General features: G+C 53.8%; 22 protein-coding genes. 9 read left to right on the top strand and 13 right to left on the bottom strand.

The genetic code is table 11. The annotated features are described in order from the left end of the window. Positions 1-107: 107 nt before the first annotated feature. The gene (locus KO508_RS05560) at positions 108-344 is read right to left on the bottom strand and encodes a hypothetical protein (RefSeq protein WP_216007371.1); all 237 of its coding nucleotides are present in this window, start codon (positions 342-344) and stop codon (positions 108-110) included. A gap of 775 nt (positions 345-1,119) precedes the next feature. On the opposite strand from KO508_RS05560, the gene KO508_RS05565 reads away from it, so the two are divergent. Continuing rightward, positions 1,120-1,239 carry a phage integrase N-terminal SAM-like domain-containing protein gene (locus KO508_RS05565; RefSeq protein WP_252737957.1) on the top strand — a complete coding sequence of 40 codons (120 nt, stop codon included), beginning with the start codon at positions 1,120-1,122 and terminating at the stop codon, positions 1,237-1,239. A 167-nt stretch (positions 1,240-1,406) separates the two neighbouring features. Here the strand turns inward: KO508_RS05565 and trxC are convergent, their stop codons facing one another. From trxC to KO508_RS05580, 3 genes are read right to left on the bottom strand one after another with little or no spacing between them, the layout of a single operon-like run. After that, on the bottom strand, positions 1,407-1,847 hold the full coding sequence (trxC, locus tag KO508_RS05570) for a thioredoxin TrxC (protein ID WP_216007372.1): 441 nt from the start codon (positions 1,845-1,847) through the stop codon (positions 1,407-1,409). Positions 1,848-1,880: 33 nt separating this feature from the next. Next, positions 1,881-2,264, bottom strand: coding sequence for a DUF2750 domain-containing protein (locus tag KO508_RS05575; RefSeq protein WP_216007373.1), 384 nt, complete (start codon positions 2,262-2,264; stop codon positions 1,881-1,883). A gap of 29 nt (positions 2,265-2,293) precedes the next feature. Next, the gene (locus KO508_RS05580; protein WP_216007374.1) at positions 2,294-4,873 is read right to left on the bottom strand and encodes a DUF2339 domain-containing protein; all 2,580 of its coding nucleotides are present in this window, start codon (positions 4,871-4,873) and stop codon (positions 2,294-2,296) included. 328 nt (positions 4,874-5,201) lie between these two features. Here KO508_RS05580 and KO508_RS05585 point away from each other — a divergent pair, with 328 nt between their 5' ends. The 5 genes from KO508_RS05585 (at position 5,202) to KO508_RS05605 (ending at position 11,395) form a co-directional block, all read left to right on the top strand. Continuing rightward, positions 5,202-6,386, top strand: a complete 1,185-nt coding sequence (locus KO508_RS05585) for a thiamine pyrophosphate-dependent dehydrogenase E1 component subunit alpha (protein ID WP_216007375.1) — start codon at positions 5,202-5,204, stop codon at positions 6,384-6,386. Between the two features lies 1 nt (position 6,387). After that, positions 6,388-7,365, top strand: a complete 978-nt coding sequence (locus KO508_RS05590) for an alpha-ketoacid dehydrogenase subunit beta (protein ID WP_216007376.1) — start codon at positions 6,388-6,390, stop codon at positions 7,363-7,365. Between the two features lie 26 nt (positions 7,366-7,391). Then, positions 7,392-8,687 carry a 2-oxo acid dehydrogenase subunit E2 gene (locus KO508_RS05595; protein WP_216007377.1) on the top strand — a complete coding sequence of 432 codons (1,296 nt, stop codon included), beginning with the start codon at positions 7,392-7,394 and terminating at the stop codon, positions 8,685-8,687. A gap of 5 nt (positions 8,688-8,692) precedes the next feature. Next, positions 8,693-10,561: a protein kinase domain-containing protein gene (locus KO508_RS05600; protein WP_216007378.1), complete on the top strand. Its 1,869-nt coding sequence runs from the start codon at positions 8,693-8,695 to the stop codon at positions 10,559-10,561. Between the two features lie 90 nt (positions 10,562-10,651). Further along, positions 10,652-11,395: a class I SAM-dependent DNA methyltransferase gene (locus KO508_RS05605; RefSeq protein ID WP_216007379.1), complete on the top strand. Its 744-nt coding sequence runs from the start codon at positions 10,652-10,654 to the stop codon at positions 11,393-11,395. A 154-nt stretch (positions 11,396-11,549) separates the two neighbouring features. On the opposite strand, the gene KO508_RS05610 is transcribed toward KO508_RS05605, so the two are convergent. From KO508_RS05610 to urtA, 9 genes are all read right to left on the bottom strand, one after another. Then, positions 11,550-11,903 (bottom strand): zinc ribbon domain-containing protein, encoded by a 354-nt coding sequence (locus KO508_RS05610; RefSeq protein WP_216007380.1) that lies wholly within the window; start codon positions 11,901-11,903, stop codon positions 11,550-11,552. A 6-nt stretch (positions 11,904-11,909) separates the two neighbouring features. After that, positions 11,910-13,142 (bottom strand): formamidase, encoded by a 1,233-nt coding sequence (gene fmdA, locus KO508_RS05615; protein WP_216007381.1) that lies wholly within the window; start codon positions 13,140-13,142, stop codon positions 11,910-11,912. Between the two features lie 136 nt (positions 13,143-13,278). Then, entirely contained in the window at positions 13,279-14,322 is a 1,044-nt protein-coding gene (locus KO508_RS05620) for an AAA family ATPase (RefSeq protein WP_216007382.1), read from the bottom strand. Between the two features lie 15 nt (positions 14,323-14,337). Beyond that, positions 14,338-15,384 carry an aliphatic amidase gene (locus KO508_RS05625; protein ID WP_216007383.1) on the bottom strand — a complete coding sequence of 349 codons (1,047 nt, stop codon included), beginning with the start codon at positions 15,382-15,384 and terminating at the stop codon, positions 14,338-14,340. Positions 15,385-15,444: 60 nt separating this feature from the next. After that, positions 15,445-16,134 carry an urea ABC transporter ATP-binding subunit UrtE gene (urtE, locus tag KO508_RS05630; protein ID WP_216007384.1) on the bottom strand — a complete coding sequence of 230 codons (690 nt, stop codon included), beginning with the start codon at positions 16,132-16,134 and terminating at the stop codon, positions 15,445-15,447. A gap of 2 nt (positions 16,135-16,136) precedes the next feature. Then, entirely contained in the window at positions 16,137-16,895 is a 759-nt protein-coding gene (gene urtD / locus KO508_RS05635) for an urea ABC transporter ATP-binding protein UrtD (protein WP_216007385.1), read from the bottom strand. Next, a complete protein-coding gene (gene urtC, locus KO508_RS05640) occupies positions 16,895-18,082 on the bottom strand; it encodes an urea ABC transporter permease subunit UrtC (RefSeq protein ID WP_216007386.1) in 1,188 nt (395 codons plus the stop codon). The genes urtD and urtC overlap by 1 nt, the downstream gene beginning before the upstream one ends. Before the next feature lie 9 nt (positions 18,083-18,091). Further along, positions 18,092-19,018 (bottom strand): urea ABC transporter permease subunit UrtB, encoded by a 927-nt coding sequence (gene urtB / locus KO508_RS05645; protein WP_216007387.1) that lies wholly within the window; start codon positions 19,016-19,018, stop codon positions 18,092-18,094. 84 nt (positions 19,019-19,102) lie between these two features. Next, positions 19,103-20,371: an urea ABC transporter substrate-binding protein gene (urtA, locus tag KO508_RS05650; protein WP_216007388.1), complete on the bottom strand. Its 1,269-nt coding sequence runs from the start codon at positions 20,369-20,371 to the stop codon at positions 19,103-19,105. 307 nt (positions 20,372-20,678) lie between these two features. Here urtA and KO508_RS05655 point away from each other — a divergent pair, with 307 nt between their 5' ends. From KO508_RS05655 to KO508_RS05665, 3 genes are all read left to right on the top strand, one after another. Beyond that, positions 20,679-24,062, top strand: a complete 3,384-nt coding sequence (locus KO508_RS05655; RefSeq protein WP_216007389.1) for an ATP-binding protein — start codon at positions 20,679-20,681, stop codon at positions 24,060-24,062. Then, the gene (locus tag KO508_RS05660; protein ID WP_216007390.1) at positions 24,049-24,954 is read left to right on the top strand and encodes a response regulator; all 906 of its coding nucleotides are present in this window, start codon (positions 24,049-24,051) and stop codon (positions 24,952-24,954) included. Before KO508_RS05655 ends, KO508_RS05660 begins: the two co-directional genes overlap by 14 nt. A gap of 105 nt (positions 24,955-25,059) precedes the next feature. Continuing rightward, positions 25,060-26,187, top strand: coding sequence for a hypothetical protein (locus KO508_RS05665; RefSeq protein ID WP_216007391.1), 1,128 nt, complete (start codon positions 25,060-25,062; stop codon positions 26,185-26,187). Positions 26,188-26,217: the final 30 nt, after the last annotated feature.

Consider the following 26,217-nt stretch of genomic DNA (forward strand, 5'->3'; position numbering starts at 1 on the left):
TCATAAAGACACATAACGCTTAGGTAACCGGCGCCGGAGCGCAGCGGAGGGAACCAAAAGCGGTACGCTTTTGGCGTCCGGTTGACCGTCTTGTTAAGGGTTGGTCGTTAGCGTTTACCAAGCCCTGGAGCTCCTGACGGGATCTCACTCGTTCTGATTTGATTGAAGCCGCTGACCCGATGAAATTCTTCCCGCTTGACCTTTTGTTCCAGCAACAGTATTCGAAGCGTCAACTTTGCCTTTTTCCCCTGTGTGTCAGCTTCCGCAAGATCACGCCGTAACTGCTCAAGGTTATTTTTCATCTGGGTAAGCTTACTCTGCTTCCTTTTGCGCTTCTTTTTCACATTGAGCCCTCCCTTCCCTTAACGCCTGCATAAACGGCGCCCGACTAGGGCGTCCGGTGGAGGGCCATCGGCCCGGAACGTATTTAATGCATTGGTTAGAAGCCGGTCACCCGATGGTTTCCGGTCCACACCAAAACGTCCATGCGTACTCCAAAAAAACCAAGCACTGGCTCGCGGTCCGGCACCGATACAAACCACCAACTTACCCGGCCTACTCAGAACTTTCGGCGAACAGCCCCACAACCTGGGCACGTTGCCGATAACCCGTAAAAACCAATGCCGGCTACCAATTTTGATGCAGAGTTCGATGGCCTTGGCCGTTACCGAAAGTTTAAATCTTTACTCCAGGTTTTCCGCCAAGGCCCATGCACCCAACCACCAAAAAATCACCAGAGCCTTGGCTTATAACAGCTAATTATACGAACGAGTTCGCATATCACTCATTCGCAAAACTCCATTCAAACACACTTAAAAGAAAAAGATTTTCGCAATAAAAACAGATTCTTGAGCATCAATCGCCAAGACTAGCGCCGGAGTTATACGCCCTCTCTCGGGTCGTTCGCGCTTTCGCTATGGGCGTATAACTCCGCCGTTCTTGCTCTTACTTTCAAACCTTATCAGATAGTTACAGCTATTTCTCATATCCCTTCTGGAGTTTTGCGAATGCGTTCGTATAACTCCGCTACGCCTCACCCCTTGACCTCAGTCGAAACCGGTATGCTTTGCTACATTCAGCTTTCAGCCATGGAGGTGCGGCTGTGCCTAAATCACCTTTCTGCAATCTGTTCGCACCGAAATTAGAGCCAAGCAGTACAGCTATCGAACCGAGAAAACCTATCTCAGCCGGGTTCGCCAGTTCATTCTGTTTAATGACAGAAAGAGCGCCTCGGGGTGACGGGCAAACGCGCGGTTTAAGAGTTATCCCGTAAATCTGTGGATAACTTTGTGAAAAGGCGCGGGACAAGCCAGTTCAGGCCAGTTAAAACGGGCGTTCGACAAATATGACCGTTAACTGACCAGATTATTTACTGCTCAATCACATCCCGCGCTGAGCTACCCTTTTCAGCAGCCGTTACTCTGCAGCCATTGGTCGATTTGGCCCTTGTTCATGGCGCCACTTTGGCGAGCGAGCTCGCGGCCATTGCGGAACAAAATCAACGTAGGGATGCTGCGGATACTGTATTGCCCTGCCGGGCCGGGGTGCTCTTCCGTACTAAGCTTGGCAAAACGCACTTTGCCTTTCCAGCCACGCGCTGCCTGCTCAAACTGCGGCGCCATCATTTTGCAGGGGCCGCACCAGCTCGCCCAGAAATCTACCAGCACCGGTAAGTCGCTGCGGCCCGTATGGGCTGCAAAGTTTTGCCCTGTAAGCTCAAGTACGCTCTCTGGCCACAACGGCTGTTTACAAGCACCGCAATTACCGCCCGATGCCAAACGGGCAGCAGGCACACGGTTAACCTTGTCACAGTGTGGACAAACCACATGTTTAAGATCGTCACTCATGCATCCACCTCACAATATACAAAGTTGGTAAATCTAGAAGCTGGACAGTTCATCTTGCAGGTCTTTTTTCAGCTCGTTCGCTTCGGTTATCCACAGGGTCTTGTCTGCACCCGGAAATACCCCCACCAACAACCCGTCTTTCGATAAACCCGGCACCCACTTTTTGAAAAAATCCGGCAGCGAAATGCTTTTCGGAGTCAGTTCATCAGATCCCTTGGCATATTCAGCCGCGAACTCCGAGCTGGGCCAAACCGGGAGGTGGGCCACGCCATCGTCTTCTGAAACGATGGACAGAAAACGGCTATCGGAATTAACAAGGATCCAGATCTCCCGCTCTTCCAGAACAGCGCTTAGAAAGTAGTCGTATCTCTCTTCGCCATCCATTTCGAGTACGCTGGTTAACTGCTCATCACTCATAGTCTGGTTCTCTGTTTTATAAATTTAGCTTACGGAGCTTGGGTACTGGAACGCTGCGCTTTTCGGTACATCCATGCAAGGCCAAGCAGAGCGAGCCCCAACCCCATAAAGGCCGCAACGCGCCACAAACCTTGCAAACCAGCCATATCGATAAGGAAAATTTTACCAATTACAATCCCCAACAAAGCCATGCCAGCCTTATACAAGATAATATGGGCACTCTTCGTGGAATAAACAGTGGAGTACAGGATTGCCACAATGGCGTAGACCATGCCGACTACGGAATAGGTATACAGCTCCCCCTCTGTTACGCCATGCCAAAGTTCGATATCGCTCCCTTGCCAGAGCTGGCGAATTTGCAAAGCAGTGAATAGAAGGAACCCTGCCCCAGCAACACACAGTGACCAAAGCTTGGGCGCAATTTGCGGGAACCGGCTGATAACAAGAGCCAAAAGTACCGGGCCACCAAAAGCAGGCAAGAGCATATTGAAGATGGGCGTGCTGCCAATGAAGTCACCGCTCCACCAAGGATTATGCAAAGTGGTCAGCGTTAGGTAGCTGATAACGGAGAGGGTCAGCAGAACCCATGAGAACAGTCGGTAGAGCCAAGCCAATGACTGACTGGATTTTGCCCGGACCGCATAAGTCACACTGAGAGCACCCCAAAGCAGCGTATTCATGGTTGCTTCGATCGGACTGTATTCGTGAGCAAATATATCGCCATCGTACAACCAGTAACGCAGCTCTGCGCCCAGGAACAACACCAGCAAATGCAGAGTGGCACCTTCCAACCAAGGGCGAATAGAATGGCCTTTCTCCGCAACCCTTGTAGCCATAGCGGCCAGCAGAGTGGCGCCGCCATAAGTCCAAAGCGACCAGTGCACACTGGCATCATATCCTTGCAACCAGGGGTTGAAGGTAAGCCTTGCAACAACCAGAGCTAACACGCCTTTTAACATTAGGTACAGCTCAGGCATCTGATACCGCCTGGCCAGCCAAGTAAGGCTAACGAACTGAACCGATAAGGCCAGAGTGAGTGATGCCTCACGGAAGGCCATCACGGTCGCTAGTGAGTAACTTACGTGCGCTGCCATCAATGCCCAGACCACGCCGCTCCCATAACGGGCCAGCCCTTCCATCCGCCAGGCCAGAACGCCGTATATTGCCCCAAGCACCAAGGTGGCAACCGCCCAAACAACCGATGTTTCGCCATAGCCCTGCAGCAACAGCCAGCCAAGCACCAGCCATACCAGCGGCGAAAGCAGGGTCAACGAGGCCCAGCGTCGCTGGTCAGCGTAGCGCCCCCACAGCCAAAGGCCCAAACCAGTGGTGGTGATGGCGGCAGCAATCAGATAGCTGACAAAGCCAGCTTGCTGTGCCATGGGAATCTGCATCAGATAAAACTGATCGCCATCCATTCGACCCATGTACAACAGCCAACCCGCAGCACTGGCTAACACGGCACCCCACGGCAAAAACCACAGCGTACTCCGGCTCTGAGGAATCAAATTTGCAGCAGGCAGAATAAGCAGCCAGCTCCAAAACGCCGGGTTATCACCAGATTGATGTGCAATCGAAATACCCCAGATCGCTAATAGCGGCAGAAGTGCCTCGCGCAAACGTGAAGGGGCTGCCTGCTCTTGTCCCGGCAAGAACGCAAAAACAATAAACAAAGCGGTCAGATACACGGCCGTCGCCAGTTCAGTAGGCGCTGCAGCCACAGTGGCTGCCCACCAAAGCAAGGCCCCGGCCAGCGTGGCATACCAAAGCCAATCACGAAAAATGTAACGCATTAACAACAGAGAACTGACCGTAATCAGGAAGCTGTACGAGAGCACAAAGGCGACGCTGCCCTCTTCCCCACCGATAAGCAGAGGCACAATATAGGCGCCACTCAGCCCCATAATGGCCAACAATGGGCCATGCACAAGAGCGAACACCATGGTGGCTAAGGAGACAACCGCGAGCATGATCAACCCGGCAACTGGGCTGATTAACTGGTAATGGTGAACACCGGCGAGCAGTGCGGCGTATAGCGTAATACTGCCCCCACCCGCCAAGGCGGCAAACACCTGATCTGTGCTCATGTGCCGCCTGCGCAGGTATTCTGCGCCTGCGTGCAGGGCAACGCCCGTAATCAGGGCAAGTAACAGTTGCTGCACAGGGCCTATCAGTCCGGCGCTGATAGAATGGCTCACCATAAAGATGCCAGCGAGCGCGACACTCAGGCCGCCCAACCAAACCATCCAGTTTTCTTTTAGGGCGGCTACTATAGGAGACGGCTTACGAGGCGAAACTGGGGTATGCGGCGTGGGTTCAGTGGGTCCGGGTCCGGGTTCTGGCTCCTCAGGCTCACTCAATATCGCCTCGGCAGGCTCAACAAAAACCGACGCCTGCGTGTCTTGCTCTTGGGCTCCTGAAGGCTGCCCCTGTTTAACATGCGAACGCAACTCGGTCAGCTCAAGGCTCAGCGAGGCAACCTCGGCCTTTAGCGCATCAACACGAGCGTCTTGCTCATTCCGCTTTAGGAAAGCCAGAAGGCCCAGAGCAGAGCCCACAGGTATGAACAGTGCGAGTCCAACGCCAAGCAAAATAAGTATCGCTTCCAAATCCCTTTACCTTTTTTAAGAATCCCATCCGGTGTAATTCGAGCCGATAGCGCAGCTTGGCAGTCTAGCTTTTTCGGAGCAATAGCTCACCCCAAAAGGAGACTATCCAAGAGCTGCACTTTACGTTAAGGTCAACATCAGCCAGTCAGACTCGGTTTTACCCAAATCGGGAAAATTGGCACAAGGAGCCCATTGCAACACCGGCAGGGTTGCATATTGCGTTCTATACTCTGGAAAAACACCGGCAGATAGGACAAAGCTCCACAATTTAACGAGGCCCTCACAAGGGGCATTCTGTTCCTCAAGCCATCACCCCAGGACGAGGATTATGACAACAACAAAATCCAAAACCGTTTATACCCCTGTTTTTACGGACGGTGCGGAATATCGCATACCGACCTTCAAACTTCTCAAGCAGGACGGCTCCCTCTACAAAGGCGGCAAAGCTCCTGACATTGATAAAGAAAAGGCTCTGCGAATCTACCACGCCATGGTAACCACCCGCGTGTTGGACGAGCGTATGCTGGGTGCCCAGCGTCAAGGCCGTCTGAGCTTTTACATGCAGTGCACTGGCGAAGAGGCTTCCGTTATCGGCAGTACCGCTGCGCTGGACGATGCCGACATGATCATGGGCCAGTACCGTGAGCAAGGCGCACTGGCTTATCGTGGCTTTACCATTGACGAGTTCATGAACCAGTTGTTCGGCAATGAGAAGGACTACGGCAAGGGCCGCCAAATGCCGGTTCACTATGGCTCCAGCAAGCTCAACTACATGACCATCTCATCTCCTCTGGCCACCCAGATTCCACAGGCTACCGGCTACGCCTATGGCCAGAAAATGGCCGGGGAGGGGCATTGCACCATTGTCTACTTCGGGGAAGGCGCCGCTTCGGAAGGCGACTTCCACGCCGGCCTAAACATGGCCGCTGTACACCGCGTACCCGCGATTTTCTTCTGTCGTAACAATGGCTATGCCATTTCCACCCCTGCTGACGAGCAATTTGCCGCCGATGGCATAGCGCCCCGTGGCTATGGCTACAAAATGGACACCATTCGCGTAGACGGCAACGATATTCTAGCCGTTTATCAAGCCACTGAAGCAGCCCGCAAACTGGCCGTTGAAGAGAACCGCCCTGTTTTGATCGAAGCCATGTCCTACCGGCTGGCAGCACATTCATCATCGGATGACCCTTCGGGTTATCGCAGCAAAGACGAAGAAGCTGTGTGGCGCGAAAAAGACCCCATTCTGCGCATGCAAAACTGGATCACCAAGAAAAAATGGTGGAGTGAGGGTGAAGAAAAAGAGCTGCAGGAACGCCTGCGCCGCGAAGTACTCGAAACCATGAAGCGGGCCCAGAAACTGCCACCACCCCCATTGGAAACTCTGGTAACGGATGTTTACGACGAAGTGCCTCCGCTGCTGAACGCGCAGTTTGAGAAACTGAAGGCACACATTCGCAAGTATCCCGATGAATACCCCAAGTCGGCTATTCACGTTCAAGGAGGGGCATAACATGGCCAAGATGAACATGCTGCAAGCCATCAACAACGCCCTTGATCTGGCGATGGCTGCCAACGACAAGGTTTTGTGCTTTGGAGAAGATGTGGGCATTTTTGGTGGTGTATTTCGGGCCACCAGCAACCTGCAACAGAAGTACGGCAAAGGTCGCTGCTTCAACACGCCTCTGGTGGAGCAAGGCATTATCGGTTTCGCTAACGGGCTTGCGGCCCAAGGCTCTTTCCCGGTAGCCGAGATTCAGTTTGCAGACTACATATTCCCCGCCTTTGATCAGATTGTTAACGAGTCGGCCAAGTTTCGTTACCGTTCGGGCAATCTATTCAACGTGGGCAACATGACTATCCGTACCCCTTACGGCGGTGGTATTGCCGGTGGCCTTTACCACTCGCAGTCACCGGAAGCCTATTTCGCCCACACCCCGGGCTTGAAGATAGTGGTACCCCGCAACCCGCACCAAGCGAAAGGGCTGCTGCTGGCCTCTATCAACGACCCCAACCCCACCCTGTTCTTCGAACCAAAGCGCCTGTACCGGGCTTCTGTAGGCGAAGTGCCTGAGGGCGAGTATCAGCTGCCTCTGGGCGAAGCCGAAGTCCTTAAAGAAGGCACCGATGTGACGGTGCTGGGCTGGGGCGCCCAGATGGAAGTCATCGACAAAGCCGTCGAGATGGCCGAGAAAGAAGGCTTCTCCTGCGAAGTCATTGATCTGCGCACGATCCTGCCCTGGGATGTGGAAACCGTCGCTGAATCCGTACTCAAAACCGGGCGTTTGGTCATCACCCACGAAGCACCTCTTACGGGAGGCTTTGCCGGAGAGATAGCCGCAACGATTCAGGAACGTTGTTTCCTCTATCTGGAATCGCCTATCGCACGGGTTACCGGGATGGATACCCCCTTCCCGCTGGTGCTTGAGAAAGAGCACTTCCCCAACCACCTGAAGGTCTATGAGGCCATTCGGGAAAGCGTCGAATTCTAAGCGGATATCCGGACAGGAGAACAATGATGAGCGATTTTATACTGCCCGATATCGGCGAAGGTATCGTGGAATGTGAACTGGTTAAATGGCTGGTGAGTGAAGGTGACCTGATCGAAGAGGATCAGCCAGTTGCAGAAGTGATGACCGACAAAGCGCTGGTGGAAATCCCCGCCCCCTATAAGGGCCGGGTTACCAAGCTGTACTGGAAAGAAGGCGACATAGCCAAAGTACACGCGCCGTTGTTTGAGTTGGTGGATGAGAGCGGTGAAAACTCGGATGGTCAGGCCAGCGCCGAAGGTAAAAGCGGCGAGCCCGAGAAGGGCCGCGAGTCTGGGAGCAGCCCTGAGTCGAAAAATAGCCCTGAACCAAAAGCCAGCCCAGAGTCTGCAGAGACACCTGCTGCCATTCCCTCAGCACGACAAGACGGGCAACGAATTCCCGCCAGCCCTGCGGTACGCCGCTTGGTGCGCGAGAATGAGCTGACGCTGTCGGATATCGAAGGCTCTGGCAAAGACGGCCGTGTGCTCAAAGAAGATGTGTTATCGCACCTTGAGCAGCCTGCTGCAGAGCGTTCGTCAGCCTCAACAAGCAAACCACATAGGCCGGAACAAAGCCAAGAGGTTCGCGTAGAACCCATCAAGGGTATGCAGGCTGTGATGGCCAAGCGCATGGTGGCGTCTGCATCTACCATTCCGCACTTCAACTTCAGCGAAGATATTGATGTGACGGAATTGCTAAACCTGCGCCAGCAGCTAAAGCCGGAAGCCGAAGCCCGTGGTTCCCGCCTAACCTTGATGCCTTTCATTATGAAGGCCATTGCTCTCGCCGTGCGTGAGTACCCAATACTCAACAGCCAGATTAACGAGGACGTTACCGAAATCCATTACCAGCCGAGTTGTAACGTTGGGATGGCGGTAGACAGCAAAATCGGGCTGCTTGTACCTAATGTTAAAAACGTGGGCCAGCTAACCTTGCTGGAAATTGCCGACGAGGTAACCCGCCTAACAGAAGCCGCCCGGGAAGGGCGGGTCAGCCAGGCAGATCTCAAAGGCGGCACCATCACCATTTCCAACATTGGCGCACTGGGCGGCACCTATGCTTCGCCCATTATCAATGCTCCGGAAGTGGCGATTGTGGCCTTGGGGCGCACACAGAAGCTGCCGCGCTTTGATACCAACGGGCAAGTAGTGGAACGTTCAATTATGACGATCAGCTGGGCGGGAGATCATCGCATTATTGATGGCGGCACCATCGCTCGCTTCAATAACCTGTGGAAGAGCTATTTGGAATCACCGCAAACCATGCTTCTGCACATGGGCTAACCGGTATGGCGCCACCGTACCCGTCATCGCCGCGACAGGCGCAGCTTCAGCAGTTCTACATCCCGGAAGAGCAGTCCATATACTTGCTCAGCCACGACGATGCGCGAAAGCTGAAAGATTGGGTTGAGTTATGCACAACCCAGCTCAAGCAGATGGGCTACGCCGATGTTGCGATGATTGGCAAAGGCGCCTTTGGTTTTGTCTTTGCCGGTCGGCTGTCGCTGGAGGGTGCACGGGATCTTGAGCATGTATTCAAGTTCACCCGCATCACCCTGCCCCAGCACCTGCATGACCGGCTGGAAGACGAAGCGTATATTCTGGAGCAGGTAGAGCATCCTCGGGTACCTGCTCTGGTTGCCTACCACCGCGCGGGTAGCCAGCCGATTCTGGTTATGGAGCGCGCACCCGGTTTTAATCTGGAAGAAGTCTCGTTGCGGGAGGGACGCCTAAGCCCACGCCTGATTATACGTATCGCCGACCAGTTGGCCGATATACTGCGCAATCTGCGACGTGAGACCGATAACGGACGGCGCCCGATTGTGCACGGGGATATCAAACCGTCCAATCTGGTGTTTGATGCTGAAACCGAGAACATCGCCCTGATCGACTGGGGCTCCTCAGTCTTTGCACAGCTGGACGCCAACCAACAGTTCCTCAGCCCCAGCGTAATGGAACTGATGTCCGACAACCTGCAACAAACCAACGCCCGCTTGGGCGATGTGTACTTTATTGGTGAGGAGCAGCTTTACGGTGGGCTCTCATCGCCGCGATTTGACGAACAAGGTGCAGCAGCCACTCTTTATGCGCTGGCCTCCGGGCAATCCTGCCGTTTCGGCCATCTGGCCATTCCTGCAACGTCACTCGGCTTGCCCATGGAGTTTGCCCGCATGCTAGACGGCATGCTGGACCCAGATCCTGCCTTGCGCATGCGAGCCGGTGATCATTACCTGAAAGAGATGCCGCGCATGGGGCGCACGGTGATGATCGATCTGCCGGAACCACCTCCTACACAACTGGTGCCCATCTGGTTGCGAATCTCGGATCGTGAAATCGACACCGTTGTTTACAGCTCCCGAAAAGCTTTTTTGCGGCAGGAAGGCGCCGACGAATCTCTGAATGATGTGAACGACGTGCAGCTCGATCGCTACTACAAAAATTTCATGCAGGGCATGGGGGACACTGAAAAAGCCTTTCTGGCTGCAGTAAGTCGGTTGGGCCGATACCCGGTAGAAGGTGGCCTTGCTGTGCGCTGGGAACCTGACGGTGTTTATGTGGACACCTCTTTGAACCTACACGACCCCGAACTCCGAACCGCCTTCACCACGGCTGTGAACAACATGGTTCACTTAGCTCAGGCGATCTACCGGCAGGGCATATTCAAAAGCTGCCTGTTCAACGCCAGAGACACTCTGCACATCGAACGGAATGAACAAGACCAACCGTTCGTAGCGCCACCGGAAATGCGACTGCCCTATCAGGTAAGTTCCGCACCGGAAGTAGAGGATCGCTCACGCGTGCATTCCTACTTTGAAGATGGGCCAGACCCGGAGGAATTCTTGGTACTGCCGCAATCCATCATCAAATCCCTCGAAGCGCTCAATAGTATCCGTCACACCGGGATGATTATTTTCGAGGCTTTACCCCTTCACCTAAAAATACACAGCCAATACAGGCTGTTGGACCCAGATAAAGAAGGCGAGTTCCGCCAGCGGTTAGATGAAATTCTGGCGGCTGTAGATCAAATCACCGGGTTGGGCGTATCCGGCTTTATGAAAATGCCTTATAAAGACGCCCGCTTTTTTCCTTACATTGAACGGCTGCCGGAGCGCTACTACCCGAGAAATCCCCGGTTAGAAGTAGCTGAGTCTCCCTAGATTTTATCCGCTTCGCAAATACTGCGGATTGGTTTAGGATGCGCCGCCAGACTCTCATACCCTTTTCCCTGCTAAATCCGTCAGGTCGCCATGTCCTCTAATTATTTATATACCGACTTATCCGCTTATTACGACCTGATGTGCGCAGACATTAACTACCACGCGCAAAGTTACGGCGTTCGTAGGCTGCACCAGCTTTTTGGCAACGATGGTAATGCCCACCAAGATCTCGCCTGCGGAACGGGGCCTCACGTGCGCTATTTTATCGATTTCGGGTATCAGAGCAGCGGCCTTGACATAAACCCACCTATGCTGGCGCAAGCAAAAACTCGGTGTCCGGAAGCGCAATTTACATTGGGGGATATGTGCGATTTTCAGGTTGATGAACCTTTGGATTTGATCACCTGCTTTCTGTATTCCATTCACTACAGCGGCGCTATCGAAAAACTAAAACAGTGTATTGCCAGTGCACATAGGGCACTCAAGCCAGGCGGCATGTTTTGCTTCAATTCCGTCGATAAAAACAAGATCGACAACAACCTGTTTGAACAACACACTGTCGATCAAGGGGGTAGCCTTTTCACCTTCCGCTCCGCATGGCACTACCCTGGCGAAGGCGGAAAACAATCCCTGAAACTCAGCATCAAGAAAACAACTGGAGGCGTCACCCAATCGTGGGAAGACGTACATCCTATGGTGGCTTCAGGTTTTGAAGAACTGACAAAAATTCTGGAACCGTTTTTTGATGTCCACATCCTTGAACACGACTACGAGAGAATCATTCCGTGGGACAAGACGTCGGGGAATGCGATTTTTGTATGCGTGAAGGCATAACGCCGTCACTGGGTGTTCCAGATCAGCACTGGTCATTTCCAGCTCAGATTGATTATTAGATAAACACACCCGAACCTTTTTCAAGATATCTGTAGGCAGAGAACAAAAAAAGCCCCCGAAGGGGCTAAAACTTGAAACATTAAACACGAACGAATCAGTGACTGATCATCCATGGCCGCATGGATGGGAACATCTTTTTCCCATCGGCGGTATAGAACAGCATGTGTTTGCCGTCTGATTTTTTCTTGCAGCCACAGCTCTTGCGATGATCTGCATCCCGTGCGCGCTGGTCCGCAGTGGAGATAATCGGCTCATGCCGGGCTTTCTCGTTGCGGGCTTGCGCCTTGCGCAGAGCCGGGTCCATGGCGAGTACCTCTGGAGGCAGAAGGATTACTCGCGGTGAAAGCACCTTACACTCTGGGCAGTTCGCCGGATGTCCGGCCTCCGCCATGGTAGCCAACTCCTGAAACAGACCGTGCTCGCGGCACTTGTAGTCGTACAACGGCATGGTCTGTTACTCCTTATCTGGCGACAGGGGTACGTCGGTTCCCGGGGTAACTTTCTTGGTCGGGCCTTCCGCCGTAGGGTTGATATCGAAGTCAAAGATCTCTGTTGGCAACCAAAGGGTGGCACAAGCATTCGGCACGTCCACCACACCACTGATATGACCTTCCACTGGTGCACAGCCTAGCAATGCGTAGCCCTGAGCAGGTGTATAGCCGAATTTCGTCAAATACTCGATAGCGTTCAGGCAGGCCTGACGATAAGCAACCTGCACATCCAGGTAATGCTGCTTGCCTTCCTCATCCACCGAAATGCCTTCAAAGATCACGTAGTCTTCGTAACGTGGCTTGATAGTACTGGGCTTGAACACAGGGTTCTTGATGCCGTACTTGGACATGCCATCCTTGATCAGATTAACCCGCAGGTGAATCCAACCAGCCATTTCGATCGCACCACAGAAGGTGATCTCGCCGTCGCCCTGACTGAAGTGAAGATCGCCCACCGACAGGCCGGCACCTTTCACATACACCGGGAAGTAAGCTTTGGAACCCCGGGACAAATCCTTGATGTCGCAGTTGCCGCCGTGTTCACGGGGAGGCACGGTACGGGCGGCTTCTGTCGCTGCTTGTTTGGCTGCATCACCTGCCAGCTTGCCCAAATGCGCAGTGTCGGCATACGGCATGTTGGCCAGCCCAGGTACCCGGTTTGGTTCTGTGTCGTAAAGTTCTTTCTCGCGGCGGTTCCACTCCGTCAACATTTCTTTGGACGGCAAGCAGCCAATCAGACCGGGGTGAATCATGCCAGCGAATTCGACATTAGGAATATGACGGGATTTGGTGAACATGCCGTTGAAATCCCATATGGATTTCTGCGCCATTGGGAACTTCTCGGTCAGAAAGCCGCCACCGTTCTTCTTGGCGAAGAAGCCGTTAAAACCCCATTGGCTGTCCTGGAAGGCACCAATATCCAGAATGTCTACCTCTAGCAGGTCACCGGGCTCTGCGCCTTCAACGGCAACAGGTCCAGAAAGGAAATGCACCTGAGTAAGATCCACGTCGCGGATATCGTCTGCGCAGTCGTCGTTTTTGATCTGCCCGCCGGTCCAGTCGTAGCATTCCAGAACAAAATCATCTCCTGGCTTTACCGTCGCGGCCATAGGGATGTCCGGGTGCCAGCGGTTATGAATTTGCTCATTCTCGTAAGCAGATTTGCTTCTATCGATTTTGATCAGGGTTTCGGCCATAACGGGCGCTCCTAGGTTCTTGGCTTCAGGGTTCAAAGCGGTAACACGCAGTGCCCGAAGGCTTCCGCGCTGACGTGATTCACTATCGGTTATCGCCGCCGGGAGCGGTATTCGCAAAATGCCCCCGGCACCTACGTCATTCGACGTATTGGTGCACTACAACTGTCCCGTTCTGCACGTCGGCCTCAAACCGTTGGCAGTGAGAATAGGCCAGCAACGCCTTCGCTACCGCCGGTTCCAATCGCTGGCGAAAGGCCCGCAACATCTCCCGGGCACCGTAGCGGGCATCGTAGCCACGACACAGCTCGCCCCTAAGCTTAGTAGACAGAGACAGCTCTGCCTGTTTTTTGCCCAACCGGCGATTGAGACCTGCCAACTCTATGTCCAGCAGCGCCTCAAGCCAGTTATCGGTAAGGCTGTTAAAGGTAAGAATCTGATCAATGCGATTGAGAAATTCGGGGTCGAAATGTCGGCGTAGAGCGACATCCCGTAAAGACTCACTCTCACCGGGCGACAGTCCCAGCCAACGACGCCAACCCTTCTGATAGCGCTGTTCGTGCTCCTCGGCATCCAACGCCCCGGCATTGCTCGTCATGAAGATCAGCGTGTTGCGGAAATCGATTTCACGGTTTCCGGAGGGAAAAACCAGCCGGCCGGTATCGAGAACATTCAACAGAGTGCGGACCACTTCCTTACTGGCTTTCTCGATTTCATCGAAAAGCACTATGCCTGGCTTGCTGAACGAGCCCTGGACCTTATCCAGATCAAACAGGCTGTGGCCTTCTTTACTGCCCACATAACCCGGCGGTGCACCGGTAAGTGCAGCCGCGTAGTGTTCCTGAGCCAGGGTGTTCATATCGATACGACACAGCCCGTCCCGGTTGCCATGAATGGCTTCGGCAATGAGGCGTACAGTTTCGGTTTTACCAACGCCGGTGGGACCAAGGAACAGATGCACCGCCAGCGGTCGATTTTCCTCGCCAATATCGGCCTTCACTCGTACCAGCATGGATTCCATCGCAGTCAGGGCTTCATCCTGTCCCACAATGTTCTCCCGCAGGCGGGACATAACAACATCTGGCTCAAAGCGAAACCGGGAAGCACGAACCGGGCCTGAGGCGGCCCGGTTCTTTTCAATGATCTCCCGGTTGGCTTCCAGCCGCTCATTAATAAACGGCATCAGCACCTCCCGGCTTTAAGCTCCTGCAGACTTTTCTTTGCCGTCAAACGGCAAGGAACCCACCGGGCACTCGGCGGTGCCGACGGTCTTTCTGGTCATTGCCTCAACATTTTCCTGAGCCTTCTCGGCATCCATCACCCAGGTGCGATAGAACTCGAACGGGCAGTCTGCCACGCCCTTGTCGCCGTCGCCGGAGTTATGCACACCCGTGTAGCCCCGGTGCAAGAGTTTGAACAGGTGGTTCTGGGACTGGTCATTGGCACGGGCATCGCGAATCTGGCTGATTGAAAGCTGGGCATATTGAATACCCATATCTTCCTCACCACACTCACCCAGAGTGCGGCCATCAAAACCGATGATTGCGGAATGGCCGAAGTAGGAATAAACACCGTCGAAGCCGGATGCGTTCGCAACCGCCACATAGCAGTTGTTCGCCCATGCCATGCTCTTGGACATCATCACCTGCTGTTCCTTGGCCGGGTACATATAACCCTGACAACGCACAATCAGCTCAGCGCCTTTCATGGCACAATCACGCCAGATCTCCGGGTAATTGCCGTCATCACAGATGATCAGGCTGATTTTCATGCCCTTGGGACCTTCGCTGACGTAAGTGGTATCACCCGGATACCAGCCCTCAATCGGACACCAGGGAACACACTTGCGGTACTTCTGAACAATCTCACCTTCGTTATTGATGAGAATCAGAGTGTTATAGGGGGCCTTATTGGGGTGGTCCTCATGACGCTCGCCAGTCAGGGAGAAAATACCCCAGGTGTTGGATTCACGGCAGGCGGCAGAGAAAATCGCCGTTTCATCGCCAGGAATCGTAGCGGCGGTTTCCATCATCTCGTCATTGTCGTACATGATGCCCATGGTGCTGTATTCCGGGAACACCACCAGATCCATACCCGGCAGGCCGACTTTCATGCCTTTGATCATGTCCGCAATCTTGCGGGCGTTATCCAACACTTCGGCCTTGGTATGTAGCCTCGGCATCTTGTAGTTCACTACCGCAACGCCAACGGTATCGTTACTGCTGGAAATATCACCGTGTCTCATAAATTACTCTCCCGAAAATCTTACTCAGAATTTTGCCCCGCCCCAGCGGCTTGCACCAAACTAAACAGCCAGATAACTGGCAATCTTCTCCTGATTCGCTTCAGCCCGGCTCTCTTCATGGACGATCGCACCCTTCTCGATCACCAGAATTCGATCCGCAGCATCCATTACAAAACTAAGGACCTGTTCCGAGACCACGATCGACAGCCCACGCTCATCGCGGATGCGTCGTAGTGTTTGAGCAATTTCCTTGATGATGTTGGGCTGAATGCCCTCGGTGGGTTCGTCGAGCAGCAACACCTTCGGTCGCGTTGCCAATGCACGGGCAATAGCTAACTGCTGTTGCTGACCACCGGACAGGTTGCCGCCGCGCCGATTCTGCATCTCTTTCAGCACCGGAAACATTTCGTACAGATCTTCTGGTACCTTCTTCTCGCCCACTGCGGCGAGCCCGGTTTCAATGTTTTCCCGCACCGTAAGAGTCGGAAAGATCATCCGCCCCTGAGGAACAAAGCCGATGCCGGCGCGCACACGCTGAAAACTTTTGAGGCGGGTCAGGTCAACACCGTCCAGGCTGACTTCGCCGCCTTTGGTTGGCGTCATGCCAACAAGAGACTTCATCAACGTAGTCTTGCCCATGCCATTGCGGCCAACCACAGCCACAATCTCGTTTTTTTTCACATCGAGGTTCAGGTCCTGGATGATGGTGCTTTGGCCATAGGCCACCAAATGATGTTTGATGCTTAACATGATCAATGCCCCAGGTAGACTTCGATGACTTTAGGATCTGACTTCACGTGATCGATGGATCCTTCCGAGAGAACCTTGCCCTGGTGCATGACCGTGACCCGGTCAGCGATGTCGCCGACAAACTGCATGTCATGCTCAATAACCAGAACCGTATGATCCTTGGTGATCACCCGAAGCAGTTCCGCCGTTTTCTTCCTTTCCGCCACAGACATGCCGGCCACCGGTTCATCCAGCATCAGCAGGTCCGGTTTCTGAATCAGTAGCATGCCGATCTCCAACCACTGTTTCTGGCCGTGGCTTAGGAGCGCTGCAGGTTCGTGCAGGGCTTCGGTGAGGAAGATGGTTTTCGCTACGTCTTCAACAGCCTCAATAACCGCCGCGTCCCGCTTGAACGCGAGTGCGCCGATCACACTGTGGCCCTGTGGATAGGAGACCTCGAGGTTCTCGAATACCGTCAAGTCCTCAAACACAGACGGAGTCTGGAACTTCCGGCCCACGCCTGAATGGACAATCTGGTGTTCTTTGAGCTTGGTCAGCTCCTTACCCGCAAATTTGATGGACCCGGATGTGGCCTTGGTCTTGCCACAAATCAGATCCAGAACCGTGGTTTTACCCGCGCCGTTCGGGCCAATGATGACCCGGATTTCCTTGGGGTCCAGGTAGAAGGACAAATCGTCCACTGCCTTGAAACCATCGAAGGAGACGGTCAGGCCCTCAACTGCCAGCAGAAAATCCCCGCTTTTGCTCTTGGCTATGCTCATCACGATTTCTCCGGGCTGCAGGTGTTTGCCATCGGACTGTAGTCATCGGCCTTTTTAGCAGCCGGAGTAGCTCCCACAGGTGCAGATTTGCTCTTGTTGCGCTTGAACACCTTGTCTTCCAGGGGCATAACGTAGCTCTTGTAGAGCCCCGCAAGGCCATCCGGGAATGCCAGCACCACACCGATGAACAGGGCACCCATGGCAAAAGGCCAAAGCTCAGGGAAAGACTCGGAGAAGCCACTTTTGGCGGCATTAACCAGCAGGGCACCGTAAACAGCACCAAGGATGGACAGGCGGCCGCCAAGGGCACAGAAGATGACCATCTCGATGGAGGCAACAATGCCGATGAAAGACGGTGACATGAAGCCCACCAAAAGGGTGAACAGAGCGCCACCAATGCCGGCGAACGCCGCAGCCAGGCAGAATACAAAGATCTTGAATGCCGCCACGTCATAGCCGGAGAAGCGAACCCGCATCTCCTGGGCGTTCATGGCAACCAGGATACGACCCAGTTTGCGGTTCTGAACAAGACGCGCTGCGAACAGGCAGAGGAAAAGCATAGCGACGCAGATGAAATACAGGATGTTCCTGGCCTCATCGGTACGGATGTCCCAGCCCATAAGGGTCTGTAGATCGGTAATGCCGTTAACACCACCGGTATAACCTTGTTGACCGATAATCAGGATGGTCAGGACCGCAGCTATAGCCTGAGTGATGATGGCGAAATACACGCCACCCACACGCCGGGTGAACATGGCAATACCGATAACAAACGCCAGCAGAACCGGCACACCAATAACAGCCAACAAGGTAAACGAGAAGCTGTGGAACGGTTCCCAGAACCAGGGCAGTTCGGTGAGCTGGTTCCAGTCCATGAAGTCCGGGATGCCGGGCGTGGACTGAATAGCTGTGGCCTCCGGCGTAGAGGCCTCCAGTTTAAGGAACATGGCCATGCAGTATCCGCCAAGGCCAAAGAACACGCCCTGGCCCAGGCTGAGGATACCAGCCTTGCCCCAGCACATGACCAGACCAATCGCCACGAATGCGTATGTCAGATACTTACCCACCATGTTCAGACGGAACGAATCCAGGGTAAGCGGCAAGATAACCACCAGCAGGAAGGCCAATGCCAGGTAATACAGTCCCTCTCGGGAAACAAACCACTTCATAAGGGATGAATGCTTCATGACAATCTCCTAGCGACGGACCTTCAGGGCCATAAGTCCTTCCGGACGTATCATCAGAATTCCGATAACAACCAGCAGGGTCAGTACCTTGGCCATGGAACCACTGAGGAAGAACTCCATGGTGGACTGGGCCTGCGAGATACCGAAGGCAGATACAATCGTGCCAATCAGGCTTTGGGCACCGCCAAACACCACAACCAGGAAGGTATCAACGATGTAGGCCTGTCCGGACGAGGGGCCGGTGGAGCCAATCATGGTGAATGCAGCTCCGGCAATACCGGCAATGCCGCAGCCAAGAGCAAAGGTAGCCCGGTCTATACCCGCACTGTTGATGCCCACGGCTTCCGCCATGGGGCGATTCTGAACCACAGCACGAACCTTCTTGCCGTAGCCGGAGCGATACATAAGCAAGTACACACCCACCGCGACCGAAAGTGCGATGACCATAACGAAGAGGCCGTTGATTGGCAGGTCGACCATGTCGGTTACCGGGATTGCACCCATCATCCATTCTGGTAGATCAACACCCACTTCCCGGGCTCCGAAGATAGAGCGATACGCCTGCTGCATGATCAGGCTCAGGCCCCAGGTAGCCAGGAGAGTATCGAGTGGTCGGTGGTAGAGATGCCGTATCATGAGCCACTCAACGAGTGCTCCCAACGCGGCACAAATAAAGAAGGCCAGAACCATGGCGATAAAGAAGTACCCGCCGAACAGTCCTGGCAGATAGGATTGAAAAAATCCAGATGTCAGATAGGTTGTGTAGGCACCGAGGATCATGAACTCCCCGTGGGCCATATTGATCACTCCCATCTGTCCAAAGATGATCGCAAGGCCCAGAGCCATCAGTACGAAGACTGAAAACAGGGAGAGCCCGGCAAACCCCTGCATGGCAAATATCGACATCAATTCACTGCTGGTGTAGCCATCGAACATGACTCGTACTCCCCGATCAAACCAATATGCTTAGCGTTTTAGAGGCAAAAGATGCCGGCGCCTTGAGGCGCCGGCTATCCGGTCTTACTGGTAACCTTCGGGGAACGGATCCGGTTCCATCAGTTCTTCGGTCTCGTGAACCACTTTGTACTGGCCATCAATCTGTGCCTGGCCGATACGGGTCTTGGACCAGAGGTGATGGTTCTCGTGGATACGTACGTAGCCTTCAGGCGCCTTGTCGAACTCGATGCCAGCGAACTCTTCACGGATCTTGTCGATATCGAAAGAACCTGCCTTTTCAACAGCTGCTTTCCACAACCATGGGCCGAGGTAGGCCGCCTGGGTTACGTCGCCGATAACCATGTCATCGCCGTAGGCTTCCTTGAATGCCGCAACAAACTCTTTGTTGTTGGGGTTATCAAGGCTCTGGAAGTACTTCATGGAGGCGTAGATACCTTCCACATTCTCACCACCGATACCCCGAATTTCGTCCTCGGTTACGGAGATGGTCAGCAGCAGAGGCTTCTCATCGGTGAAATCAACACCAGCGGCTTTCATTTGCTTGTAGAAAGCCACATTGGAGCCGCCCACGACTGACGCAAAGATAACGTCCGGCTTCTTGAGCTTGATCTTGTTGATAACCGAGTTGAACTGGGTATGGCCCAATGGGTAGTACTCTTCACCCACGACTTTCAGGCCCAGCTTGTCGATGTGCTTGCGGGCAATCTTGTTGGAGGTACGAGGCCAGATATAATCCGAACCCAGCAGGTAGAATGTCTTGGCACCTTTGGTCTCAACTGCCCAGTCGATACTTGCGAGGATTTGCTGAGTCGCTTCCTGCCCGGTGTAGACAACGTTGGGGGACTGTTCCAGACCCTCGTAGAAAGTCGGGTAGTACAACATGCCGTTGAACTGTTCAATTACCGGCAGGATGGCTTTACGTGATGCTGAAGTCCAGGCACCAAAAATAGCCGCAACATTGTCCTGACGCAGCAACTTACGGGTTTTCTCAGCGAAGGTTGGCCAGTCACTGGCACCATCTTCCTGAACAAACTCAATCTGGCGACCGAGAACGCCGCCGGAGGCGTTGATCTGATCGATGGCGAGTTTTTCCGCCTGCACCGAACCGATCTCACTGATCGCCATTGTGCCGGTGATAGAATGCAGAATGCCGACCGTGACGGTGTCATCGGTAACCGCCAGCTCTGTGGTGTTGACCTCAGCTGTGCTTGGCGTGGCTGCTTGCACAGATGACGCCAGCATGACGGACGCCGCCAGTGTCATCAGGCTCTTTCGAAACCCTGATCTTTTGCCATCTGACCGCCCGGTGGCGGTTGTATCTGTCGTACCCATGGTGAATCCTCACAGTGTTTGGAAAGCCGGTGCTGCACACCACCCTCAGGAGAGCACAGCGCCTACCCCAAACATTCTGCTAGACCCCTTAATGGGCGCCCATTCGGTAATCGCCCCAGCAGACTACGTCATTTGACGCATTTCCTCTTCGTGGGCAAATGCCACACCCGCACGAACTAATGGCATCCGTTTATTCCTGCAAGGCAGGCTTTGGCACAAAAGTTGTAAAGACTTCCTTGTCCGACATTTAGGAGCGTCAAACCGCACCAAAATCGGGCACCCTTCCTATTCCAGAGACAAGGCAGCAATGGCGGCAAGACAGAACATCTTCAGGGTTAGGCGTCGATACAACCAATGGGTCGCCAACCAGACGCTCGAAGATTACGCTCTGCGTTTTACCGCCAAGAGCGCACGGCGCTGGTCTGCGGGACGGGTTACCAACACTGCTCTCGGTGCAATCTCGTTTCTGGCCATGGAAGCCATCGGTGGCTCCATAACGCTGTACTACGGATTCGATAACGCGGTGGCGGCTATTCTTGCAGTCGGCCTCATGATCTTTCTGACTGCCATCCCTATCAGTTACTACGCTGCCCGCTACGGTGTGGACATTGATCTGCTCACCCGGGGCGCTGGCTTTGGCTATATTGGTTCAACCATCACATCGCTCATCTATGCCAGCTTTACGTTCATTTTCTTCGCCATAGAGGCCGCCATCATGGCCATGGCTCTGGAAATGCTGTTCAACATTCCTCTGGTGATTGGCTATCTCATCTGCGCAGTCGCTGTTATCCCTCTCGTTATACACGGCATCACCACCATCAGCCGGTTTCAGGTATGGACGCAGCCTGTGTGGATTCTGTTACAACTGGCCCCCTTCGTATTCATAATCTATGCGGACGCCTCCTCCGTTGGCGACTGGACACAGTTTGAAGGTCTGAGCCCGGTGGCCGGGCAAGGGCTCAATGTTGTGGCATTTGGCGCCGCGGCGGCGGTTGTTTTCTCACTCATTGCCCAGATCGGCGAACAGGTGGATTTCCTTCGTTTCATTCCCGAACCTCAAAACCAAGCGGAAAAACGCCGCTGGTGGTTCGCCGTTATGGCCGGCGGACCAGGCTGGATTGTCATCGGCATATTCAAGATTTTGGCCGGTTCGTTTCTGGCCGTGCTTGCACTAAATCAGGGCATCTCTGCGGAAGAGGCAGCAGACCCAACTCAAATGTATCTTGTGGCATTCAATTACATCACCCATTCCCCGGAAATATCTCTGGCACTGGCGGGTATTTTTGTCATTCTATGCCAACTTAAAATCAACGTGACCAATGCTTATGCTGGCTCTATCGCGTGGTCAAACTTCTTCTCCCGTTTGACTCACAGCCACCCGGGGCGTGTAGTCTGGTTATTTTTTAACGTAGCGATTGCATTGCTGGTCATGGAGCTAGGGGTGTACCGGGCGCTGGAGGAAACTCTGGGGTTCTATGGCATTATTGCCATCGGCTGGGTCGGGGCGCTGGTAGCTGATCTGGTGATTAACAAGCCTCTAGGCTTCAGCCCCCCGCATATCGAATTCAAGCGCGCGCATCTTTACGACATCAATCCCGTAGGCGTTGGCGCTATGCTTGCCGCCTCAGTGGTTGGTATAACCTGCCATACCGGCGCCCTTGGGGTTTACGCTCAGGCCCTGTCCCACTTTATCGCCTTGGGTGTCGCTCTGATAACTGCGCCACTGATTGCCTGGAAAACGGCAGGGCGTTTCTATACGGCTCGCCCTTTCGTGCTTCTTGCCACGGACCATCAACTGGTGCAATGCACCATCTGTGAGCACAAACTCGAACCTGAGGACGTTACCAACTGCCCAGCCTATGATGGCATCATATGCTCCCTGTGTTGCTCGCTTGACGCTCGATGCGGCGACATCTGTAAGCCTGGCGCGGGTTATCACGAACAGCTTCAGGAATTTTTGAGCAAACTGCTTCCCCAAGCCATACTGAACCGCCTGCGCTCTCGCCTTGGTCATTTCCTGACACTTCTTTTTTTAATTAATGGTTTGTCTGGCCTACTGCTCTCACTCATTTACTTTAAAACACCCGTTGCCTCGGCACCTGAAGCTCTGGTGCTTTCCCTTACCTTGTGGAAGGTTTTCTTTATTCTTCTGATTGTCACCGGAGTGATTTGCTGGCTGTTTGTACTGGCCCACGAAAGCCGGGTGGTAGCAGAGGAAGAATCGCAAAGGCAAACCCGGCTTCTGACCGAAGAAATCGTTGCGCACAAACGGACTGATCAGGCTTTGCAGCAGGCCAAGGAGCAGGCGGAAGCAGCCAATGGCGCCAAGAGTCGATATCTGACCGGGATCAGCCATGAACTTCGATCCCCGCTCAATTCGATTCTGGGCTATGCCCAGCTGATGGAAAACGATGAAGCCATACCGGCCCACCGCAAAGAAGCCGTGGGCGTCATTCGCAACAGCGGAGAATATCTGGCCGATCTGATTGAGGGGCTCCTGGATATTTCCAAAATCGAAGCCGGTCGACTCGATCTGCACCGGGATCAGGTGCGCATCGGCTTACTGATGGAACAAATGGTGACCATGTTCCGGTTGCAGGCTGAAGAGAAAGGTCTGGCTTTTGATTACCACTGTCCCAACCCACTGCCAGAGATGGTCACCACCGATGAGAAGCGCCTGCGCCAGATCCTTATTAACCTGCTGTCCAATGCGATCAAATATACGGACCATGGAAGCGTTTCTCTGACCTTGCGCTACCGTAGTCAGGTAGCAGAATTTACGGTCCGGGATTCGGGCGAGGGGATTGCAGAGGAAAATATTGAACGTATTTTCCGCCCCTTTGAGCGTATTCGACTCCCAGGAGAAAGCCGTATTGGCACTGGTTTGGGACTGACGATCACTCGCCTGCTCACCGAAATCATGGGTGGTGACATCAGCGTGGACAGCAAGTTGGGCCATGGCAGCACTTTCAAAGTCAGTCTTATGTTATCCAGTGTTCACAGTTCCACCCCGCGCTCCACCTCCGCTCCAGCCCGTCGGATTTATGGCTATCAGGGAGTCAGACGCAAAGTTCTTCTGGTCGACGACGACCCTTCGAATCGTCAGGTGATCCGTGCCATGTTGTCGCCACTTGGCTTTGAAATCATTGAAACTGGCAATGCTCTCAAGGTTCTGGACACCGTTGAAGCAGAACGACCGGATTTGATTCTGATGGACGTATCCATGCCCGGCCAAACAGGCTGGGAAGTTCTCGAGCAGTTGCGTGCACAAAAGCACACTCTGCCGGTAGTCATGGTGTCCGCCGATGCCAACGAGGGCCATCACTCGGTGGAGTCCACGCCACTGTACGATGATTACATCATTAAACCGGTGAGGCTGAACCTGTTATTGGACACCATCGCTCGGGTGCTGGCGATGGAGTGGCGCTTCGAAAAAAGTGCTGAACCTCTGGCCCCCTTTCCCCTGCCCGAACCCGGTGCCCTGCCCCTTCCAGACATAGCGCACCGACGAACACTCGCGAGCCTAGCTCGAATAGGCCATCGCAAAGGCCTTCTGGAATCCTTGCATGAACTAAAACACAGCGGTGAGGCTGATGAGCGATTTACTCGTGAGCTGACAGGTCTCACCAACGACTTCCAGTTTGAGAAAATAATTGAACTTCTTAAGGTAGCCGAACATGAAGCCTCATGATGACCGGAAAACCGTTGTAATGGTCGTAGATGACGCGATCGACTCCATCCGAATGATCAGCGATGCGCTGGAGGAAGCGGGCATGACCGTACTGGTTGCTCTGGAAGGCAATCAGGCTCTCACCATCAGCCAAAACATTACCCCGGATGTCGTACTCATGGATGCACTTATGCCGCACATGGATGGCTTCGAAACCTGCAGGCGACTGAAGGAAAATCCGGCCTTCACGGATATTCCTATCATTTTTATGACCGGCCTGAGTGATACCGAGCATGTGGTAATGGGTCTGAAAGCCGGAGGCGTCGACTACGCTACCAAACCCATCAACACCACAGAGCTACTGGCACGCATGGACGTCCATCTCGCCAACGCCCGGATGACACGAAGTGCCCGAAGTGCTCTGGATACAGCTGGCCAGAACTTGTTCGCAGTGGATCGGGAGGGGAATTTGCTTTGGGGGACGCCCCATGTGTGTAGGTGCTTGCCCGACATGGCCCACCCGGACTATCAGGTAATCCGAACCACCCTAACGGAATGGCTCAGCCACAATTTGGAGCCCGGGCACCAGATGCCACTGCATGCTATGGACGTCCAGCATTCGGTAGAGTATCTGGCATTGGTGGATGGCCGGGAGTACCTGCTTCGACTGAAAACACCGCAGAATCAATCCAGTGCCACCGCAGCTCTAAGAGATCGGTTCCAACTGACACAAAGGGAGTCCGACGTGCTGCTGTGGATAGCCAATGGCAAGACGAACCGGGAAATAGCGCAAATTCTTGAGATGAGCCCACGCACCGTGAACAAGCATCTGGAGCAAGTGTTCCGGAAGCTGGGTGTCGAAAACAGGACATCTGCCGCCGCCAGTGCCATTCGCTTGTTGGCAACTCTGTAGTTGCACCGGCGAATTTCTACGATCATCCATCCCACACAACCACCTGTTTCAATCTGTTCAAGCTAGACTGGTCGGTATAAATAACCGATATACGGTGGTGATGATTTGAAAAAGTTACTTCTGATTTGTGGTTTAGCCCTGCTCATGGCGGCTGTTTTCAGCACTATAGCCCAGCCCGTTCCCATTGAGCAGAAGCTGATTAACATCCAGGCTCGCGAGGAGCTCGATAATTTCCCGAACATTGAGCAAGAGCCCGTCGAGATTCAAGCGATACTGCTGGATATGTCGGATGACCCTTTACTGCTACTGAAAACGCAAGCAGCGTTTATGCGCTACCCAGATATGGCCCGAGCCCTGCTTCCGCTTTACGCTTCCGAGCCGGAGTTTCAGGATATCCTAAGGCGGTATGGCGAGGAGGTTCTGCCGCCCATTCACCTTTTTGTAAACCAGCCTATTAGCACTATTGAGTGGATGGACAAGGCATCTCGTCAGTATCAGGCCGCCAAACGTTTTTTTACCGGCCTTCCAGAGGCATCTGAACCAGACAACAAGCAACCCGACGAACGCAGTAACCTGTCACCGGAAGAACGTGGCTGGTATGCCGTCAATTTCATTCAAAGCGAAGGCCATGACTTTCTGGGTCAGTTCGTTGTGGACAGACAGGGCACAACCCAATGGATCGGAACAGAACGGGTACTGGAAGGGTTAAATCAGTTTTTCGCCAGCGGCATTCGTGATTTGGAACGCAATTACCGATCTGGCAGTGAGATTACCGCAGGCGATATTGGCTGGGCCTCGGTGGATGTCTTAGTCTTTGCCAGTGCCGTGAAAGTGCTTCAAGTAGGGCGGGCAACAGCAGTTGCCACTAAGAGTGCTAGCCGGGGTACTCGCTCCGCTGCTCTGGCCGCGAGGGTGGCCCGCAGCGGAAAACTGACTCTACGCAGCGCCCGATACGCCAAGTGGCCCTTGTTTATTGGTGCAGGCTATCTTGTTGTTGCCCACCCAAGCCTAATTAATGACTTATTTGCTGGCGTGGCAGACGTGCTTGGCTACCCAGTAGCCGCCGTTCAGTTTTTGGGCTGGCTGCTATTGCTTATTCCTGTACTGTACATCGGCAGTTGGCTGTTATGGCTTCTGGCCCCTCTATTGACGGCATTATTCCACGCCTTGAGTCATCTTGTGGCAACCCTGAGCGGCAGGCGGCATCGCCATTCCGGATACGGTAAGCTATAGCACAAACATAAGGCCCTTCTATCCGGAACC

It is taken from the genome of Marinobacter salexigens, assembly GCF_018860765.1.
Taxonomy (GTDB): domain Bacteria; phylum Pseudomonadota; class Gammaproteobacteria; order Pseudomonadales; family Oleiphilaceae; genus Marinobacter; species Marinobacter salexigens_A.

Bases quoted from the DNA above. Each gene is read 5' to 3' on its own strand.
- trxC (WP_216007372.1), bottom strand. From the start codon at position 1,847: ATGAGTGACGATCTTAAACATGTGGTTTGTCCACACTGTGACAAGGTT.
- KO508_RS05575 (WP_216007373.1), bottom strand. From the start codon at position 2,264: ATGAGTGATGAGCAGTTAACCAGCGTACTCGAAATGGATGGCGAAGAG.
- KO508_RS05585 (WP_216007375.1), top strand. From the start codon at position 5,202: ATGACAACAACAAAATCCAAAACCGTTTATACCCCTGTTTTTACGGAC.
- KO508_RS05590 (WP_216007376.1), top strand. From the start codon at position 6,388: ATGGCCAAGATGAACATGCTGCAAGCCATCAACAACGCCCTTGATCTG.
- KO508_RS05595 (WP_216007377.1), top strand. From the start codon at position 7,392: ATGAGCGATTTTATACTGCCCGATATCGGCGAAGGTATCGTGGAATGT.
- KO508_RS05600 (WP_216007378.1), top strand. From the start codon at position 8,693: ATGGCGCCACCGTACCCGTCATCGCCGCGACAGGCGCAGCTTCAGCAG.
- KO508_RS05605 (WP_216007379.1), top strand. From the start codon at position 10,652: ATGTCCTCTAATTATTTATATACCGACTTATCCGCTTATTACGACCTG.
- KO508_RS05610 (WP_216007380.1), bottom strand. From the start codon at position 11,903: ATGCCGTTGTACGACTACAAGTGCCGCGAGCACGGTCTGTTTCAGGAG.
- fmdA (WP_216007381.1), bottom strand. From the start codon at position 13,142: ATGGCCGAAACCCTGATCAAAATCGATAGAAGCAAATCTGCTTACGAG.
- KO508_RS05620 (WP_216007382.1), bottom strand. From the start codon at position 14,322: ATGCCGTTTATTAATGAGCGGCTGGAAGCCAACCGGGAGATCATTGAA.
- KO508_RS05625 (WP_216007383.1), bottom strand. From the start codon at position 15,384: ATGAGACACGGTGATATTTCCAGCAGTAACGATACCGTTGGCGTTGCG.
- urtE (WP_216007384.1), bottom strand. From the start codon at position 16,134: ATGTTAAGCATCAAACATCATTTGGTGGCCTATGGCCAAAGCACCATC.
- urtD (WP_216007385.1), bottom strand. From the start codon at position 16,895: ATGAGCATAGCCAAGAGCAAAAGCGGGGATTTTCTGCTGGCAGTTGAG.
- urtC (WP_216007386.1), bottom strand. From the start codon at position 18,082: ATGAAGCATTCATCCCTTATGAAGTGGTTTGTTTCCCGAGAGGGACTG.
- urtB (WP_216007387.1), bottom strand. From the start codon at position 19,018: ATGTTCGATGGCTACACCAGCAGTGAATTGATGTCGATATTTGCCATG.
- urtA (WP_216007388.1), bottom strand. From the start codon at position 20,371: ATGGGTACGACAGATACAACCGCCACCGGGCGGTCAGATGGCAAAAGA.
- KO508_RS05655 (WP_216007389.1), top strand. From the start codon at position 20,679: ATGGCGGCAAGACAGAACATCTTCAGGGTTAGGCGTCGATACAACCAA.
- KO508_RS05660 (WP_216007390.1), top strand. From the start codon at position 24,049: ATGAAGCCTCATGATGACCGGAAAACCGTTGTAATGGTCGTAGATGAC.